Origin of the sequence: Micromonospora sp. DT15 (genome assembly GCF_049841475.1) — a bacterium.
Classification (GTDB): domain Bacteria; phylum Actinomycetota; class Actinomycetes; order Mycobacteriales; family Micromonosporaceae; genus Micromonospora.
Window position 1 is genome coordinate 163,649 of the sequence record NZ_JBNCKJ010000004.1, and the last position, 17,534, is coordinate 181,182.

A 17,534-nucleotide genomic window follows, 5' to 3' on the forward strand; every position below is an offset into this window, starting at 1 on the left:
ACCCTAGCCCCAGTGGATCAACACCGGCGACCGGCGACTCAGAGCACCGGGTTGGCGTCGGTGAGTAGCCGGTCGATCTCCTCCAGCACCTCGGCGCGATCGCGGTGCACCGGATCGATGAGCGGCACGCCGCGCCGGTCCAGCGCGCCCCACCGCCCGTTGTCGCTCTCGACCAGGAACGCCACCGGGTGGATGACCAGCATCGGGTACGCCGGCGGGACCAGCACCGTGCCGGTGCGGTCCACCACGCCCCGCCGACCCGCCACGTCGACCACGGCGAGCCCCTCGTCGGTGAAACCGTCGATCTTCTGGCCGTCGGCCAACTCGGTGACGAAGCCGTGGTAGCGGGTGGGCACGATGACCCGACCGGTCCGGTCGACCGCCCCCCAACCCTCGCGCCGCACCGCGGCCAGCCCACGCCGGAACGGTCGTACCTCGGCGAAGTTCGGCGCGACCTGCACCGCCCCTGTCGCGTCGATCGCCGTCCAACCACCCTCGCCGACCACCCACGCCAGGCCGTCGCTGAACGGCTGCGCGGCCCGGAAGGACGGCGGGATCACCGTCGTACCGAGCAGGTTGATCAGCGACCAGCGGTCGGTGTCCGGCCGGCGGACCCAGGCCAACCCGTCGTGGAAGGGCTGCGCCTCGGCGTACCGGGCGGGGACGACCACGTCGCCGTCCTGGCTGGTGTAACCCCACAGCGACCCGTCCCGGTCCGGCAACGGGTGCCGGTCCCGGTCGAGCACCTCGTCCCGACCCCGGGGGTACGCCCCGAAGCCATCCGCCTCGGCCCGGACGGTGACCGCGTCGAGGGCGACCCGGACCCGTTCCAGCAGTTCGGCGTCGCCCGCGCCGCGCAGGTCGAGCGCCTTCTCGAAGTGCTCGCACGCCTCCATGAGCCGCCCCTGGTCGTAACACGACCGCCCGGCGTGCTCGTGCAGCGCGGCCCGTAGCCGGTCGGGCAACTCGACCGAGTTGGCCTGGGCGAAGAGCTGGTCGGCCTCGGCGAAGTTGCCACGCCAGCGCAGCACGTGGGCCAGCCGGGCCTGGGCCAGCGCGGTCCGGCGCAGCTCGCCGGTGGCCTCGGCGTAGGTGAGGGCGAGCCGACCGTCGGCCAGCGCGTCGTCCAGGTCGCCGAGGATCCGCGAGGCCACCGCCCGCAGGCTGAGCAGCCGGGCCCGGGCACGGTTGTCGACCGCCGAGCCCAACTTCTCGGTCAGCCGCCGACGGATGGCCCGCAGGTCGTCCGGCTCCGTCAGCTCCTCGCGCAGGGTGACCGGGTCCAACCGCCACCGGTACGCGGCCAGGACCTGCTCCGGGTCGCCCGGGTCGGCCAGCGACGGGCGGGTCACCACCGGCGGTGCTTCGTCGGGTGGCGCGGACACCTGCTCGTGCTCCCCGTCCCAGCCGCTCCTCGGGCCGGGTACGGCCGACGCCGGCGGCGCGGACGTCGGCGCCACCGACGCTGGCGGTGCGGACGTCGGCGCTACCGACGCTGGCGGTGCGGACGTCGGCGCTATCGACGCCGGCGGTCCGGAGACCGGCGCTGTGGCGGGCGGTGCTGTCGAGGCCGGTGGCGCGGAGGCGGGCTCTGCCGCGGGTGCCGGCGGTGCGGAGACCGGTGCTCCGGAGTACGGCTGTGCCGGCGCGGGTGGCGCGGATACGGGCGCTACGGAGTACTGCTGCGGTGAGACGGGTGGTGCGGAGACCGGAGCTGCGGTCGACGCCGGCGGTGCGGAGACGGGCGCGGAGGAGAGGGGCGGCACGGAGACGGGTGCCGCGGGTGGCGCCGATACCGGCGGGGCCGGAGGGACGGAGACCGGCGTGACCGAGGCGGGCGGTGCGGAGACCGGTGTGACCGAGACCGGCGGTGCGGAAAGCGGCGGTGCGGAGACGGGAGGTGCCGAGACGGGCGGGCTCGTGTCGTCCGCAGCCGTGACATGCGTCGCCGCGTCGCCCCGCCACTCGTCGGCTGGCGAGCCGTCCGCCGGGCTCGCGCTCGGGTCGTCGATCGCGTCCGTCGGCTCGGCCGGTGGCGCGAGTTCGTCCGTCGGGTCGTGCTCGACCGGGTAGGTGTCCGCGCTGGGTGACGCGGCAAAGGGCTGCTGGTCGGCCTCGCCCTCGGCGTCGAGGTCGGCTTCGGTCCGCTGGTGGGGCATCGCGACGACAGGTACGCCGGAGACGGGCTGGTCGCCATCCACAGGGTCTGTGTCGAAGCCGGGCTGCGGGTCGTCGTCCAGGTCGTCCGCCCAGAGCCGCGGGGCACCGGAGACCGGGTGGGCGGGCGGCGCGGAGACCGGGTCGAACGCGTCGTCTGGTGCCGACCCGCTGGCGTGCTCGTCGTCCACACCGAGCTGGGTGTCGGCTGCCGGCGTCGACATCTGCGCGTCCGGTGTCGCGGAGCGGTCGGGGTCGCCGGCCTCGTCGTCGACCTGGTCGAACGACCGCTGGTCCGTCGCAGGCTCGGCCTGGTCGGATTCGGCGGGCTGAGCGGGGCTGAACCACGCCTCCGGTCCGCGGGCACCCGGGACGTCGTCCGGCTCGTGAACGGGCGCCACCGGCTCTTCCGCGGGCGGCGGGGGTACGTAGCGGCGCGGCGTACCGGGGGCCGGCGGGAGCACCGGCTCGACCTCCGCCGCCGGTGGCTTCGGGGCCGCCGGGATCGGGTCGGACGGGGGCGGGTCGGACCGGGTCGCCGGCGGCGGCGGTGCCTGCCAGGTGGGTGGCGGGGCCACCGACGGACGGGCGTCCGCCGTCGGTGCCAGTCGCTCCGGTGGGTACGGGCGCTGCTGCGCGGCCGGTCGATCCGGCGCGGCCGGTCGATCGGCGGGTTGCGGCCGCTCCGCCGGGGGCGAGCGGTCCGGTGAGGTCGGGCGGCGGTCGGTCGGTGGGGTGCCGGCCAACGGGTCGCCGACCCGACGGCGGTCCGGGCCCGGCTCCTCGCCGCGCCGCTGGTCCGCCGGACGGTCCCGGCTGTCCGGGCCGGGGTAACGCGGCGGCGGAGCGGGATGCGGTCCGGATGCCGGTGGCGGTTCGGCCAGCGGCCGGCGTCCCGATGCCGATGGGGCGTCCGAGCGCTCGTCGGCGCCGGGCGGGTCCACCGGCGCGGGCAGGTACTCCAACCGCAGGCGCGCGGCGGGTGGCCCCGAGACCGGCCGGTCGGAGGCGGGTGAGACCGGGACGGCTGACACCGGTCGGTCCCAGGCGGGGGAGACGGGTGCTGGCGACACCGGTCGTTCCGGGGAAGCGGGGGCGGCTGACACCGGTCGGTCCCAGGCGGGGGAGACGGGTGCTGGCGACACCGGTCGTTGCGGGGAGGCCGGGGCGGCTGACACCGGTCGGTCCCAGGCGGGGGAGACGGGTGCTGGCGACACGGGCCGCTCCGGGGAGACCGGCATGGCGCGGTCGGAGGCGGGCGGCGCCGTGGCGGCCGGGCGTACCTGTCGCTCGTCGTACCGTGCCGGAGTGGCCGCCGGGCGCTCGTCAGGCCGGGACGGCGTGGCGGCCGGCCGGTCGGGCCGGGCGGCCGGGCGCGGCGACATGCCCGGCTCGGCGCCGCGGTACGGGTCGGCGCCGCGGTACGGGTCCGTGGTGCGGTGCGGGTCAGGGCTGCGGTACGGGTCGGGGCTGCCGTGTGGGTCGGTGCGGTGCGGGTCCGTGGTGCGGTGGCCGGGCTCCCGGGTGCGGTCCGAGGTGCGGTCCTGGCGCACCGGACCGGGTGCTGGCCAGGGCAGACTGCCGTCCGACCGTTGGCCAGGCTGCGGTCGGGGCTCGCGGTACGCGTCCTCACGGGGTGCGTCCTCGCGGTACCCGTCGTCGCGGTACCCGTTGTCGCGGTACCCGTCCGGGCGGGCCTGCTCGCGGGATCGCCGGTCCGGGTACGCCTCGGCGCGGGCCGCCGCCTCACGGGGCTGCTGCCGGTGCGGGTCGGTGTCGGGTCGCCGCCGGTCGTCGTCGAGGCGCGGTTGGTCGGTCAGGTCCGGCTCGGGGCGACGCCGTCGCCCACCGTTGGGTGAGGGCGCTGCGCCGATCCCCTCGTCCGCGCGGTAGCGGGGATCTGGGCGGCGCAGGTCGTCGGCGGCCCGGTCCGGGTACCCGTCGGCGCGGTATCGCGTGCGGCCGTCCACTGATGCCCACGGGTCGACCCCGTCGGCGACGCGGCCGTCGGCGACGCGGCCGTCGGCGACGCGGCCGTCGTGGTCGCGGGTGGGTCGGACGCCGTACCCGTCGGCGGTGTGCCGTTCGTGACCAGCGGCGGGCCGTTCCGGCGTGCCGCGCCGACGTGGTGTGTCGTCCGGCTCGGGCACCCAGCCGGGTTCGGGTCGGGGCGCGGGGGAGACCGGTGGAGATCCCCGGTAACCCCGATCCCGCTCGGCGGGCTCCTGCCGGGGGCCGCGGCTGTCGTACCGCTCGGGGTTGGGCTGGTCCCGATGCCAGGCGGCTTCCCGAGCGGGACCTCGCTCGTCGGCGGGGCGTCGGTCGGACCAGGCGGTACGTCGGTCCGACTCGGGCGAGCGGCGGTCGTCGCGGCGGGGTGGCTCGGGCAGCGGACGACGGTACGGCTCGTGGTCGTAGTGGCGGGAGTCAGCGCTGTCGGGCCGGCCGTAGGCGGACGCGTCGGCCGCGAGCTCGTCGCTGCGGAGTCGGCTGTAGGCCGACGCCTCGCCCGGCTCGTCGTCGGCCCAGGAACGGCCGTGAGGTGCCTGTTCCGCCGGTGGTTCGTCGGACCAGGACCGGCCGAGGTAGGTGCCGTCCGGGCGGGTGGGCGCCAGCGGCGGCACCTCGGCGCGGCCGGACACCGTCGCGCGTCCGCGCGGTGGTGGCTGGTGCGGCATGCCGATGTCGCCGGCGTAACGCTGGCCGGGGAACTGGGGGTGCCACTCGGTGGTCGGCTCGACCACCCAGGACGGTTCGTTCGGGTCTGACCACCGGTCGGTGTAGCGGCCGTTCATCCGCCGAGCCCGTCGCCACACCCGGCCGCTCGGCCGATTCTCGCCGGGGGCGAGGTGTCCGCAGCCGCCGTCGGGTGACCGCTGGGCGTCCGGTCGCCGCCTGCCACGCCCCGGTGGCCGGCTCGCGTCCGCTCGCTCACGCGTTGTCACCTCGTTGCAAATTGTCGCGCTGGGGCCGCACGCGCCGGTCAGATCGCCGCTCCGGCAGGCCGTGGCTGCGGATGGAGGGTAACGGCGTGGGCTCGCTCACCGCCACTGTGGTGCCGCCCACCGGCGCAAACGTTATCCCATTGGTTTCGGACATTTGGTCCTATAAGCGAATCTGGACTCCGACCTTACCGCACTCAAGGATCACCTGGCTGCGGCGGTATCGCCCTCGTCGCTCAGGGGTGCTCCATGACGAGGACGGCGAACGTACCGGGAGCGAGCGCCTCGTAACGGTGCGGGGCGTCGCCGGGGAACGTGGCGTAGTCGCCGGGTTCGAGTTCGACAGGTGCCGCCTCGGGCCCCACCCGCAGCCGTCCGGCGGCGACCACCACGTGCTCGATACTGCGCGGGGTGTGTCCGGGCCCGGCCCGCACGGCGCCGGGCTCGAGCCTGATCAGGTAGACGTCCCGGCGCAGGTGCGCCGCACCGGCGCTGAGCAGCGTTCCGCTGAAGTCGGCCTGCTCCGAGCGGACGTGCGGCCCGTCCCCGGCCCGGATGACCCGTACGCCGTCGTCGACGGGCTCCACCAGCCGGCTGAACGGCACACCGAGGGCGACGCCCAGCGCCCAGAGTGTCTCCACACTCGGGTTTCCGGTGCCCGACTCCAGTTGGGAGAGGGTGGACTTGGCCACCCCCGCTCGGCGGGCCAGCTCGGTCAGCGAGATGCCGACCCGTTCCCGCTCCCGGCGTAGGGCGGCGGCGATGGTGGCCAGGGGGGCAGCCGGTTCCGAAGGCATGCCTTCGCTCCATTGGTCACATGTTCGGTCTGTCGAACAACGACCCGTTCAGCATGAAGAACGCACGACAAGATCCGCGCAGTTACGGCGAAACTGCTGCCTCGCAGATGTCTGAGGCAGCAGTTTCGCTGATGGTGCGAGGATCGTGGAGCTGTGGGACGGCCCGCCCGCGGGTCAGACCTTGTCGCCCAGCTTGACCTGGGGCGCCGGAGCGCGCATCCGGCGGAAGGTGATCGACCGCATGACCGCGTAGAGGAAGAGCGAGCCCATCCGCTGGTCGGTCTTCGGGAAGCGTTCCCGGACCAACTTGCTGATCTTGCGGCAGATCAGCACCGAGTCGACGACCACACCCAGCGCCAGCGCTCCCCAGAGCACGTTGGAGATCAGCCGGACCACCGGCGGCATGGCGGCGTTCGAGCCGACCAGCACGATCAGCGCGCCGCCGAAGAACCAGGTGCCGACGGTACGCCGGGAGTCGACCACGTTGCGGGCCAGCAGCCGCTCCGGGCCACGGTCGCGGGGGCCACCCTCGCGGCGGAACTCCGACGCCGCCTCGGCGCGCAGTTGCCGGCGGCGCTCCCGCTCCTCCTCCTTGGTGAGGGGACGCGTGGGGCCGGCCGGCCGACGGCCGACGGTCGGCCGCTTGGGCGTCTCCCGACCCTTGGCCGGGGTGTAACCCCGGGAACGCTCAGCGGTCTCCTCGGGGGTCACCGAGGTAACGGCCTCGTCGACGAGGTCGGTGGACTTGCGGCGAAAGAGCGACGGCACGCGGCAAGGGTAGCCAACGGTCCGCGCCCGGTGCACATCGCGGTACAGCGACCGACGGCTCCAGGTCGCAGCGCGACCTGGAGCCGTCGTAGCCGAACGATGGGTGAGCGACGTTACGGACGCTCGGCGTGCGCGCCCAGGTCGGCGAGCTTCGCCTCGAAGTCCTCGTAGCCCCGGTTGATCAGGTCCACGCCGTACACCCGGGAGGTGCCCTCGGCCGCGAGCGCCGCGATCAGGTGGCTGAACCCGGCCCGCAGGTCCGGGATGACCAGGTCGGCGGCGTGCAGCTTGCTCGGCCCGGCGATCACTGCGGAGTGCTTGAAGTTGCGCCGGCCGAAGCGGCACGGCGTGCCGCCGAGGCAGTCCCGGTAGACCTGGATGTTGGCGCCCATCGAGTTGAGCGCCTCGGTGTAGCCCAACCGCTGCTCGTAGACCGTCTCGTGGACGATCGACAGGCCGCGCGCCTGGGTCAGCGCCACGACCAGCGGCTGCTGCCAGTCGGTCATGAAGCCGGGGTGCACGTCGGTCTCCAGCGCCACCGCGTTCAGCTCGCCACCCGGGTGCCAGAAGCGGATGCCGCCCTCCTGACCCGGGTCGCCCAGCTTCGGCGCGCGGGCGTCGGTGACCTCGTACTCGCCGCCGACCGAGCGGAAGATGTTCAGGAAGGTCATCATGTCGGCCTGCTGAGCGCCCAGGACCTCGACGTGACCACGGGTGGCCAGGGCGGCGGCCGCCCAGCTCGCCGCCTCGATCCGGTCCGGGATCGGCCGGTGGGTGTAGCCGTGCAGCTTGGGCACGCCCTGAATCTCGATCACCCGGTCGGTGTGGACCTTGATGATCGCGCCCATCTTCTGCAGGATGCAGATCAGGTCGATGATCTCCGGCTCCACCGCGGCGTTACGCAGCTCGGTGACGCCCTCGGCCATCACGGCGGTCAGCAGCACCTGCTCGGTGGCACCGACGCTCGGGTACGGCAGGGCGAACTTGGTGCCGTGCAGCCCGTTCGGCGCGGACAGGTGCAACCCCTCGGGCCGCTTCTCGACAGTCGCGCCGAACTCGCGCAGCGCCTGAAGGTGGAAGTCGATCGGACGCGGGCCGATGTGGCAGCCGCCCAGATCCGGGATGAACGCGTGCCCGAGGCGGTGCAGCAGCGGGCCGCAGAACAGGATCGGGATCCGGCTGGAACCGGCGTGCACGTTGATCTGGTCGGTGCTGGCGCTCTCCACGTTCGCCGGGTCGAAGACGAGCTCGCCGTCCTCGGTGCCGTCGGTGACCTTGACGCCGTGCAGGCCGAGCAGACCTCGCACCACCTCGACATCGCGGATCTTCGGCACGTCGAACAGCCGGCTCGGGCTGTCGCCGAGCAACGCGGCGACCATCGCCTTCGAAACGAGGTTCTTCGCGCCGCGCACGCGGATCCGCCCTTCGAGCGGAGTACCTCCGTGCACAACCAGGACGTCGTCGGTCAACGCAACCTCCAGCGCGTCGGTGCTGCTGTGTTGATGGTGGGGTGCCTGAACGTCCTCGCTACCCCGGATGCGGCCACATCGAAACGGCTCGCGTGTGTCGTCGCTTGGGCAGCATAGCCCTCGGTGACGAAAAAGGACTCGGTCACATCGGCGTGTGTGGCATTAATCGGTGATCCGGCACTTTTGCGTACCAAGAGCGCTACGGATCGTGATCAGGACACCGTCGGCGGCGGGGTGTCCGCGCCGGGCAGCGCGAGCATCTGATCAAGCGCCACCCGGGCGTGGTGCGCGGTGTCGGCGTCCACCGTGATCTGGTTGACCACCCGGCCCGCTACCAGCTCCTCCAGGGCCCAGACCAGGTGCGGCAGATCGATCCGGTTCATCGTCGAGCAGTAGCAGACGGCCTTGTCCAGGAACATGATCTGCTTGTCCGGGTGCGCCAGGGCGAGCCGGCGAACCAGGTTCAGCTCGGTGCCGAGCGCCCACGCCGAGCCGGCCGGAGCCGCCTCGATGGTCTTGATGATGTATTCGGTGGACCCGACGTAGTCGGAGGCCGTGACCACCTCGTGCCGGCACTCCGGGTGGACCAGGACGTTGACCCCTGGCACCCGCTCCCGTACGTCGTTGACGCTCTCCAGGGTGAACCGGCCGTGCACCGAGCAGTGCCCCCGCCACAGGATCATCTTGGCGTCGCGCAGCTGCTCCGGGGTGAGCCCGCCACCGGGCTTGTGCGGGTCGTAGAGCACGCAGTCGTCCAGCGACAGGCCCATCTCCAGCACCGCGGTGTTACGGCCCAGGTGCTGATCCGGCAGGAAGAGCACCTTCGACCCCTGCTCGAAGGCCCAGTCCAGGGCGCGCTTGGCGTTGGACGAGGTGCAGACCACGCCGCCGTTGCGGCCCACGAAACCCTTGATGTCAGCCGAGGAGTTCATGTACGTCACCGGGACCGTGTCGCCGGCGATGCCCAGCTCGGTCAGCGTGTCCCACGCGGCCTCGACCTGGCCCAGCACGGCCATGTCGGCCATCGAGCAACCCGCCGCGAGGTCCGGCAGGATCACCCGCTGGGTGCTCGTGGTGAGGATGTCCGCGCTCTCGGCCATGAAGTGCACGCCGCAGAAGACGATGTACTCCGCGTCCGGGCGGGCCGCGGCCTCCCGGGCCAGCTTGAACGAGTCGCCCGTCACATCGGCGAACTGGATCACCTCGTCGCGCTGGTAGTGGTGCCCCAGCACGAAGACCTTGCTGCCCAGCTTCGCCTTCGCGGCGGTGGCACGGGCCACCAGATCCGGATCGCTGGGCGCCGGCAGGTCGCCCGGACACTCGACACCGCGCTCGGTGTCGGGGTCACTGCCCCGGCCGAGCAGCAGCAGAGCCGTCGCCGTGTTGGAGGGTTCCACCCAGGTCGAAGTCACGTAGCCCATGGTCCCACAGCGCGAGCGCGACGCAGCCTCGCTCGGTGTGGGCTGCCACACTGCTCGGCATGCGCGTGCTGCTCTGCCCGGACAAGTTCGCCGGCACCCTGTCCGCACCGGAGGTGGCCGCCGCCGTCGCCGCCGGTTGGCGCACCGTCACCGACGGAGACGATCTGCTGATCCGACCGCTCGCCGACGGCGGACCGGGCTTCGTGGAGGTGCTCGCCGAGGCCCTCGGTGGCCGGCTGGTGCCGGTGTCGACGGTCGACCCGCTGGGCCGCCCGGCGGCCGGTGAGATCCTGCTCACCGCCGACGGCTCGACCGCCTACCTGGAGAGCGCGCAGGCGTGCGGGCTGCACCTGCTCTCCCCGGCCGAGCGCGACCCGAAGACCACCACCTCGTACGGGCTGGGTCTGTTGGTGGCCGCCGCGGTGGAGAGCGGTGCCCGCACCGTGGTGATCGGGCTGGGTGGCTCCGGCACCAACGACGCCGGCGCCGGAATGCTCGCCGCGCTGGGCGTGACCCCCCTCGACCAGGGCGGCGCCGCTCTGCCGTACGGCGGGGCGGCGCTCGCCGCCGTCGACGCGCTGGACGGCGCGCCCCGGCTGCGTGGCGTCCGGCTGGTCGCGGCCACCGACGTGGACAACCCCCTGCTCGGCCTGCACGGCGCCAGCAACGTGTTCGGCCCGCAGAAGGGCGCCGATCGCGCCGACGTGTTACTGCTCGACGCGGCCCTGGAGCGTTTCGCGGCGGTGCTGGAGAAGGACCTGGCCGGCTGCCCGGCGGGGCTCGGCGCGCTGCCCGGGGGCGGGGCCGCCGGCGGCATCGGCGCGGCGCTCCTCGCCCTGGGCGGCGACTGCGAGTCGGGGATCGGCCTGGTCACCCGGGCCACCCGTCTCGACGCCGCGCTGGACAGCGCCGACCTGGTGATCACCGGCGAGGGGTCGTTCGACCACCAGTCGCTGCGTGGCAAGGTCGTCGCCGGTGTGGCCGGCGCCGCCCGCGACCGGGGGGTGCCCTGCGTGGTGGTGGCCGGGCAGGTGAGCACCGGCCGGCGGGAGGCCGCCTCGGCCGGGGTGACCGACGCGTACAGCCTGGTGGAGCACTTCGGCGGCGAGGAGCGCGGCGGGCTCGACGCGGCGCTGAGCCGGCCCGCCGAGGGGCTGCGCGAGCTGGGGGCCCGGCTGGCCCGGCAGTGGAGCCGCTGAACGTCCCGGCCGCCCGCGTGCGCCCGCCCCGACCGGGGGCGACCTGCGGCGGGGGTCACGCCACGCGGGTGGGCCCGGCCAAGGCGGCGTACGATCGGTTGAGGACCACAACCGGGAATCACTGGACGACGCGCGACGTTGGCCAGTGCGTCCGGACCCAAACCGCGCAGGGAGACTTCCACGTGACCACGCCAGCGCAGACCGAGTCGACCGAGGCCAAGGCCCCTACTTCCGTCGTCCTCACCGACGTCGCAGCGCAGAAGGTCAAGGCCCTGATCGAGCAGGAGGGCCGCGACGACCTGCGGCTCCGCGTCGCCGTGCAGCCGGGCGGCTGCTCCGGCCTGCGGTACCAGCTCTTCTTCGACGAGCGTTCGCTCGACGGTGACGTCGTGACCGACTTCGGTGGTGTCGAGGTCGTCGTTGACCGGATGAGCGCCCCGTACCTGTCCGGCGCGACGATCGACTTCGCCGACCGGATCGACGCCCAGGGCTTCACCATCGACAACCCCAACGCGGGCAGCTCCTGCGCCTGCGGTGACTCGTTCAACTGAGTCACACCACACATCAGCGACGATGGGGCCGTTCTTCGGGACGGCCCCATCGCCGTACCGGTCGGCTGTCGCACCGGCCCCGGAGCGGGCCGTGGCGGGCTGGTTGCCGGTGTCCGACCGAGCGGTGACCATCGCGTTGCCGTCCCGGTAGGCTGACCGCGCCCTGCTCCCGACCCTGAGGGTTGACATGAAGATCGCCGTCACCGGCTCGATCGCCACCGATCACCTGATGAGTTTCCCCGGTCGCTTCGCCGACCAGCTCATCGCCGATCAACTGCACAAGGTGTCCCTCTCCTTCCTGGTGGACGACCTGGTGCTCCGCCGCGGCGGCGTGGCGGCGAACATCTCCTTCGGGATGGGTCAGCTCGGGCTTCGCCCGGTGCTGCTCGGCGCGGTCGGCGCCGACTTCGCCGACTACCGCTCCTGGCTTGAGCGCCACGGTGTGGACTGCGACTCGGTGCACATCAGCGAGGTGGCGCACACCGCCCGCTTCGTCTGCACCACCGACACCGACATGTGCCAGATCGCGTCGTTCTACGCCGGTGCGATGAGCGAGGCCCGCAACATCGAGCTCGCCCCGGTCGCCGACCGGCTCGGCGGCCTGGACCTGGTGCTGGTCGGCGCGAACGACCCCGAGGCGATGCTGCGCCACTCGGCCGAGTGCCGCACCCGCGGGTACGCCTTCGCCGCCGACCCGTCCCAGCAGCTCGCCCGGATGCCCGGCGAGGACGTGGTGGCGCTGATCGAAGGCGCCGAGTACCTGATGACCAACGACTACGAGAAGTCGCTGCTGCAGAGCAAGGCGCAGCTCAGTGACGACCAACTGCTGGACCTGGTCAAGGTGCGGGTCACCACGCTGGGCAAGCACGGTGTGGAGATCGCCGGGCGCGGCATCGACCCGATCCACGTACCGATCGCGCGGGAGATCCGGGCGGTCGACCCGACCGGCGTCGGCGACGGCTTCCGGGCCGGCTTCTTCACGGCGCTCTCCTGGGGCCTGGGCCTGGAACGCGCCGCCCAGGTCGGCTCGCTGCTGGCCACGCTGGTCCTGGAGACCGTCGGCACCCAGGAGTACGACGTCCGCCGCGACCTGTTCGTCAAGCGCCTCGCCGAGTCCTACGGTGACGCCGCGGCAGAAGAGGTCCGCCCCCACCTCCTCCCGGCGTAGCCGCCCAGCCCTCGCCCCCCGCCCCGCCCCGCCCCGCCCCTCGCCCCTCGGCCTTGGCCCCGCGATCTTGCAGTTTCTGTCGCCGTTTCGCGGCTTCTGCGCACGTTTGTCCCCGCAGAAACTGCAAGATCGCGAGGGTGAGGTAGGGCGGGGGTGTGGGGACGGAGCTCGGCCCGCGCCGCCCCGCCTCCGCCCGCGTCGATCATGGAGTTGTGGTGGCTGGATAGTCGTCTTATGTAGCTTTTGTCCACCACCACAACTCCATGATCGACGCGGGGGTGCGGGGGTGCGGGGGTGCGGGGGTGCGGGGGTGCGGGGGTGCGGGGGTGCGGGGGTGCGGGGGTGCGGGGTAGGGGCGCGGCGGAAGCGTGGGTTACAGGGTTCGGCGGATGTCGTAGGCGGGGCCGTCCGGGCCGGTGACCGAGTCGAGGAACTCCTGGCCGCGCATCCGGCACCAAGCGGGTATGTCGACCGCCGCTGCCGGGTCGTCGGCCAGCACCCGGACCACAGTGCCGACCGGGACCTCGGGCATCCGTCGGGCCGCAGCGATCACCGGCAGCGGGCAGCGTTGCCCCCGGCAGTCGATCACCTCGTCGGGCGTCGTCACAGCCCCACCACCCCGGCCTCGGCGCGCAGCCCGGCGACGATCCCCGGCAGCTCGGTCAGGAACCGCTCCACGTCCGCGTCGGTCGTCTCCCGGTGCAGGCTGACCCGCACGTTGCCATGCGAGAGCACCCCCATCGCCTCCAACACGTGCGACGGACGCAACGTGGACGACGTGCAGGACGAACCGGACGACACGGCGAAGCCCCGCCGGTCCAGGGCGTGCAGCAACGCCTCCCCGTCCACGTACAGGCAGGAGAAGGTGACCAGGTGCGGGAGCCGGAGCACCGGATCGCCGACCACCTCCACGTCGGGCACCTCCGCCGCGACCCGTTCCCGGACCCGGTCCACCAGGGCGGTCAACCGGGTCGCCTCGGCCGCCGCGTCGGCCGCCGCCGCCCGCAGGCTCGCCGCCGCCGCCACGACCGCCGGCAGATTCACCACCCCTGGGGTACGGCCGCTCTCCCGCTCGTCGGCCGGCCAGGGTGACTCCCAGCGAGTGCCCTTGCGGACCGCCAGCACCCCCACGCCGGGCGGCCCACCCCACTTGTGGGCGCTCGCCGTCAGCACCGACCAGCCGGCCGGCAGAGGCACCCGGCCCACCGACTGTGCCGCGTCCACGTACAGCGGCACACCCACGTCGGCGCAGGCCGCAGCCGCCTCGGCGACCGGCTGCACCGTCCCCACCTCGTGACTGGCACTGATCAACGCGGCCAGCGCGACCCCTGGGGCCCGAACGGCGGTCGACCACGCGGTCAGGTCCAGCCGGCCCAACCGGTCGACCGGCACCGCGGCGGCCGTCCCGCCAGCGCCGACGTGCCGTTCCGCAGCGTGCAGCACCGCCGAGTGCTCGATCGCCGAGTGCACCAGCGTCGACCCGACCCGGCGTCGCCCCGCCAGGCCGCCGAGGACGGCGCCGTGGGCCGCGGTCGTACCACTGGGGGTGAAGGAGACCTCATCGGCGCGGACGCCGAGCGTCACCGCGGTGGCCTCGCGGGCGGCGTCGAGCAGTTGCCGGGCCCGGCGGGACTGCGAATACAGCTTGCTCGGATCGGCCCAGCCGTCGGCGAGCGCGGCCAGCAGAGCCTGCCGCGCGACCGGATGCATCGGCGCGGCGGTCGCCGCGTCCAGGTAGACCGGGGATGCGCTCACAGACCTGCCTTCGTTCGCGGCTGCGGGGCTCGCGACCCCGGCTCACTCCTCGCGCTCACAGACCAAGACGCTATCGCGGCGGTATGCCTAGGATCCCCCCGATGGGGGTCGGACAGTGACCCCACCACGGCCGAGTCCGTCATGGTCGAGTAATCTGCGACCGTCGGTGACGCCTTTGCCGCGGGTGCTGAGGAAAGACGCACCGCGGCGCGCTAGGGAGGCAGGACCAGGTGGTCGCAAGGAGTTCGGAGGTACGGCCGTCGGCCGTACGGCACAGCGCTTCCCCAGGGGTTGGTGGACGCCGGGGGCGTGGTGCTGGTCGCCTGGCCGGGCTCGGTCTCGGTGGCGTGGCGTTGCTGGTTCTGCTCACGGGCTGTGACGTCGGTCAGGCGTTCCACGGCTTCGGCTGGCCGCAGGGCGGCATCTCGCCGGAGTCCAAGCGGATGTACGACCTGTGGATCGCCTCCTGCATCGCCGCGCTCGCGGTCGGCGTCTTCGTGTGGGGCCTGATCTTCTGGTGCGTCGTGCGCTACCGCAAGCGTGGCAACGCGCTGCCGGTGCAGACCCGCTACAACATGCCGATGGAGTTCCTCTACACCATCGCGCCGATCCTGATCGTCTCCGTGCTCTTCTACTACACGGCGATCGTGCAGACCGACGTCGACAAGTTGTCGAAGAACCCGGACGTCACGGTCGAGGTCGTCGCGTTCAAGTGGAACTGGCAGTTCAACTACCGGGACGGCCAGGGCACGGAAGCCCGCACCACCGCGTCGACGCTCGGCACCAGCGAGGTCATCCCGGTGCTGGTGCTGCCGACCAACCGGTCCATCCGGTTCGAGGAGACCAGCCGCGACGTCATCCACTCGTTCTGGGTGCCGGAGCTGCTCTTCAAGCGGGACGTCATGCCGGGCAAGATCCGCAACGTGTTCGAGGTCTCGAGCCTGGACGCCGAGGGCGCCTACGTCGGGCGCTGCGCCGAACTGTGCGGCAGCTACCACGCGTTCATGAACTTCGAGCTGCGGGTGGTCTCGCCGGAGAAGTACGACCAGTTCCTCGCGGCCAAGCAGGGCGGCAAGTCCACCCAGGATGCGCTGTCGGCGATCGGTGAGCAGCCGTACGCGACGACCACGCAGCCGTTCGACACGCGGCGGACGCAGGACAACTTCAACCCGGACGACGTTCCGGCCCGCACGGGAAGCTGAGGCAGCCGCATGAAGACCGAGTGGCGTATCTTCCTGATCATCGCCGGGTTCCTCTTCGGCGCCACCATCCTCTACGGTGCCTGGACGAACGGTGCGTCGGGCGGCATCGAGTGGGTCGGCACCGTCGCCCTGCTGCTGTCGTTCCTGCTCTGCTCGATGTGCGGTGGCTTCTTCTGGTTCGTCTCCCGCCGCATCGACCTGCGCCCGGAGGACCGTCCGGACGCCGAGATCGCCGACGGCGCTGGTGAGGTCGGCTTCTTCAGCCCGGGCAGCTACTGGCCGTTCGGTCTGGCGCTGGCCGCCGCGATCGCCGCGCTCGGCTTGGTGTTCTGGCAGTACTGGCTGATTGGTGCCGGCCTGCTGGCCGTCGTCTTCTCCGCCTGTGGGCTCCTGTTCGAGTACTACAGCGGCACCCGGCGTACCGCCGAGCACTGACCCACCCGGTCGCCGTCGCGACCGACCCGGCATGACGAAGGCCCGTTCCCCGAGTGGGGGAGCGGGCCTTCGGTCATGCGCCACCCCGCCCGGGGTGGGCTGCGGTGCAGCGGTAGGGCGGTGACTGCGGTCAGGCGGCGCGGCGGTGGGCGGGCTGGCGGCGGGCGGCCAACCGGGTGACCGGGACGGCGAACGCGCTGACCACCACGGCGGCGCCGCAGCCGGTGCAGATCAGCTCGGGACAGTCGGTGCCGTGGCCGTCGACGCAGGGCGGCGGCTCGAACGGCGCCACGCCCTCACAGACGTCGCAGTAGAGATCGCGGTGCGACACGGGCGTCTCCTCTCACGTCAGGCGAACCGCCCCCGGATGCGACAGCAACACACCGACGGCAGCAGAAAACTACTCAGCTGTAGTTTCCCAGACGGGTCCGACAAATCTCCGCGCACCGTCGTCCGCTCGCCGGCATCCGCGCGTGATCCACTCGACTTCGATGACGTCGGGGCATTGGAGCGGCCCTGACACCACGGATTCAAGGAATCCGAGGTGATCACACCCAAGACTCCGCCTGCGGACGGCGCCGCCGGGTCCGGTGGTGCTGAGGTCAGGCGGCGGCGTTGGCGGTGGCGATCCAGCGGTCCAGGGTGGCGGCGGCCGCGCCGGAGTCGATCGACTCGGCGGCACGGGCCAGGCCGGCGCGCAGCGCCTCGGTCAGGTCGCCGTCCAGCGGGCCCTGGGTGGCCAGCGCCGCCGCCGCGTTGACCAGCACCGCGTCCCGGACCGGGCCCTTCTCGCCGGCCAGCAGGCGACGAGCCACGCCCGCGTTGTACGCGGCGTCACCGCCGCGCAGGTCCGCCAGGGTGGACCGGGGTACCCCCAGGTCCGTCGCGTCCAGCACGACCTCGCGTACGGTGCCGCCCTGGGCCGCCCAGATCCGGGTGGGGGCGGCGGTGGTGAACTCGTCCAGCCCGTCCTCGCCGCGCATCACGATCGCCGAGTCGCCGCGGGCCGCGAACACGCTGGCCATGACCGGGGCCATCCGCAGGTCGAAACAGCCGACCGCGCCGGCCCGGGGGCGGGCCGGGTTGGTCAGCGGGCCGAGGAAGTTGAAGAAGGTGGGCACGCCCACCTCGCGGCGGACCGGGCCGGCGTGCCGCATCCCGGGGTGGAAGCGGGCCGCGAAGCAGAACCCGATGCCGGCCTCCTCGACACAGCGGGCGACCTGCTCCGGGCCGAGATCCAGCGGGATGCCGAGGAACTCCAGCAGGTCGGCGGTGCCGCACAGGGAGGAGGCAGCCCGGTTGCCGTGCTTCACGACACGGACGCCCGTGCCGGCGACCACCAGCGCCGTCATCGTGGAGATGTTCACCGTGTGGGCGAGGTCACCGCCGGTGCCCACCACGTCGAGCGCGGTGCGGCGCAGCTCCTCGGGGAGCGCCACCGGGACCGCGCGACCGAGCATCGCCTCCACCAGGCCGGCCAGCTCGGCGGGCGTCTCACCCTTGGCCCGCAGCGCCACGGCGAACGCGGCGATCTGCGCCGCGCTCGCCGAGCCGGTCATGATCTCGTCCATCGCCCAGGCGGTGTCGGCGGTGGAGAGTTCGTCACCGCGCAGCAGCGCGTTGAGCAGGTGCGGCCAGGTCCGATCGCCCATGGCGGGCCTCCCGAGCAT

14 protein-coding genes are annotated in these 17,534 nt (G+C 73.0%); 5 read left to right on the top strand and 9 right to left on the bottom strand.

Translation table 11 applies throughout. From position 1 onward, the window contains the following. Positions 1-38 precede the first annotated feature (38 nt). The 5 genes from ACLQ3F_RS11000 to nadA form a co-directional block, all read right to left on the bottom strand. Entirely contained in the window at positions 39-4,952 is a 4,914-nt protein-coding gene (locus tag ACLQ3F_RS11000; protein WP_425848420.1) for a WG repeat-containing protein, read from the bottom strand. Between the two features lie 383 nt (positions 4,953-5,335). After that, complete coding sequence (locus ACLQ3F_RS11005; RefSeq protein WP_357202862.1) at positions 5,336-5,896, bottom strand: helix-turn-helix domain-containing protein; 561 nt, start codon at positions 5,894-5,896, stop codon at positions 5,336-5,338. Positions 5,897-6,070: 174 nt separating this feature from the next. Then, on the bottom strand, positions 6,071-6,664 hold the full coding sequence (locus ACLQ3F_RS11010; RefSeq protein ID WP_355007751.1) for a DUF3043 domain-containing protein: 594 nt from the start codon (positions 6,662-6,664) through the stop codon (positions 6,071-6,073). A gap of 113 nt (positions 6,665-6,777) precedes the next feature. Next, positions 6,778-8,145, bottom strand: coding sequence for a UDP-N-acetylglucosamine 1-carboxyvinyltransferase (murA, locus tag ACLQ3F_RS11015; protein WP_247669761.1), 1,368 nt, complete (start codon positions 8,143-8,145; stop codon positions 6,778-6,780). Positions 8,146-8,345: 200 nt separating this feature from the next. Then, positions 8,346-9,545: a quinolinate synthase NadA gene (gene nadA / locus ACLQ3F_RS11020; RefSeq protein ID WP_357202858.1), complete on the bottom strand. Its 1,200-nt coding sequence runs from the start codon at positions 9,543-9,545 to the stop codon at positions 8,346-8,348. Positions 9,546-9,613: 68 nt separating this feature from the next. On the opposite strand from nadA, the gene ACLQ3F_RS11025 reads away from it, so the two are divergent. The 3 genes from ACLQ3F_RS11025 to ACLQ3F_RS11035 all read left to right on the top strand — a co-directional run bounded on the left by ACLQ3F_RS11025 (position 9,614) and on the right by ACLQ3F_RS11035 (position 12,472). After that, complete coding sequence (locus tag ACLQ3F_RS11025; RefSeq protein ID WP_425848723.1) at positions 9,614-10,753, top strand: glycerate kinase; 1,140 nt, start codon at positions 9,614-9,616, stop codon at positions 10,751-10,753. 182 nt (positions 10,754-10,935) lie between these two features. Beyond that, positions 10,936-11,304 carry an iron-sulfur cluster insertion protein ErpA gene (erpA, locus tag ACLQ3F_RS11030; RefSeq protein WP_091407494.1) on the top strand — a complete coding sequence of 123 codons (369 nt, stop codon included), beginning with the start codon at positions 10,936-10,938 and terminating at the stop codon, positions 11,302-11,304. A 187-nt stretch (positions 11,305-11,491) separates the two neighbouring features. Then, entirely contained in the window at positions 11,492-12,472 is a 981-nt protein-coding gene (locus tag ACLQ3F_RS11035) for a carbohydrate kinase family protein (protein WP_355007749.1), read from the top strand. Between the two features lie 373 nt (positions 12,473-12,845). Here the strand turns inward: ACLQ3F_RS11035 and ACLQ3F_RS11040 are convergent, their stop codons facing one another. Beyond that, positions 12,846-13,079, bottom strand: coding sequence for a sulfurtransferase TusA family protein (locus ACLQ3F_RS11040; RefSeq protein ID WP_425848422.1), 234 nt, complete (start codon positions 13,077-13,079; stop codon positions 12,846-12,848). Further along, a complete protein-coding gene (locus ACLQ3F_RS11045) occupies positions 13,076-14,227 on the bottom strand; it encodes a cysteine desulfurase family protein (protein WP_425848424.1) in 1,152 nt (383 codons plus the stop codon). The genes ACLQ3F_RS11040 and ACLQ3F_RS11045 overlap by 4 nt, the downstream gene beginning before the upstream one ends. Positions 14,228-14,457: 230 nt before the next feature. Here ACLQ3F_RS11045 and coxB point away from each other — a divergent pair, with 230 nt between their 5' ends. Together coxB and ACLQ3F_RS11055 are read left to right on the top strand one after the other, a co-directional pair. Further along, a complete protein-coding gene (gene coxB, locus ACLQ3F_RS11050) occupies positions 14,458-15,429 on the top strand; it encodes a cytochrome c oxidase subunit II (RefSeq protein ID WP_425848426.1) in 972 nt (323 codons plus the stop codon). A 9-nt stretch (positions 15,430-15,438) separates the two neighbouring features. Further along, entirely contained in the window at positions 15,439-15,864 is a 426-nt protein-coding gene (locus ACLQ3F_RS11055; protein WP_355007746.1) for a cytochrome c oxidase subunit 4, read from the top strand. Between the two features lie 130 nt (positions 15,865-15,994). Here ACLQ3F_RS11055 and ACLQ3F_RS11060 read toward each other — a convergent pair whose 3' ends face one another. Together ACLQ3F_RS11060 and trpD are read right to left on the bottom strand one after the other, a co-directional pair. After that, a complete protein-coding gene (locus ACLQ3F_RS11060; RefSeq protein WP_425848428.1) occupies positions 15,995-16,195 on the bottom strand; it encodes a hypothetical protein in 201 nt (66 codons plus the stop codon). A gap of 271 nt (positions 16,196-16,466) precedes the next feature. After that, complete coding sequence (trpD, locus tag ACLQ3F_RS11065) at positions 16,467-17,516, bottom strand: anthranilate phosphoribosyltransferase (RefSeq protein WP_357202841.1); 1,050 nt, start codon at positions 17,514-17,516, stop codon at positions 16,467-16,469. Between the last annotated feature and the right edge of the window lie 18 nt (positions 17,517-17,534).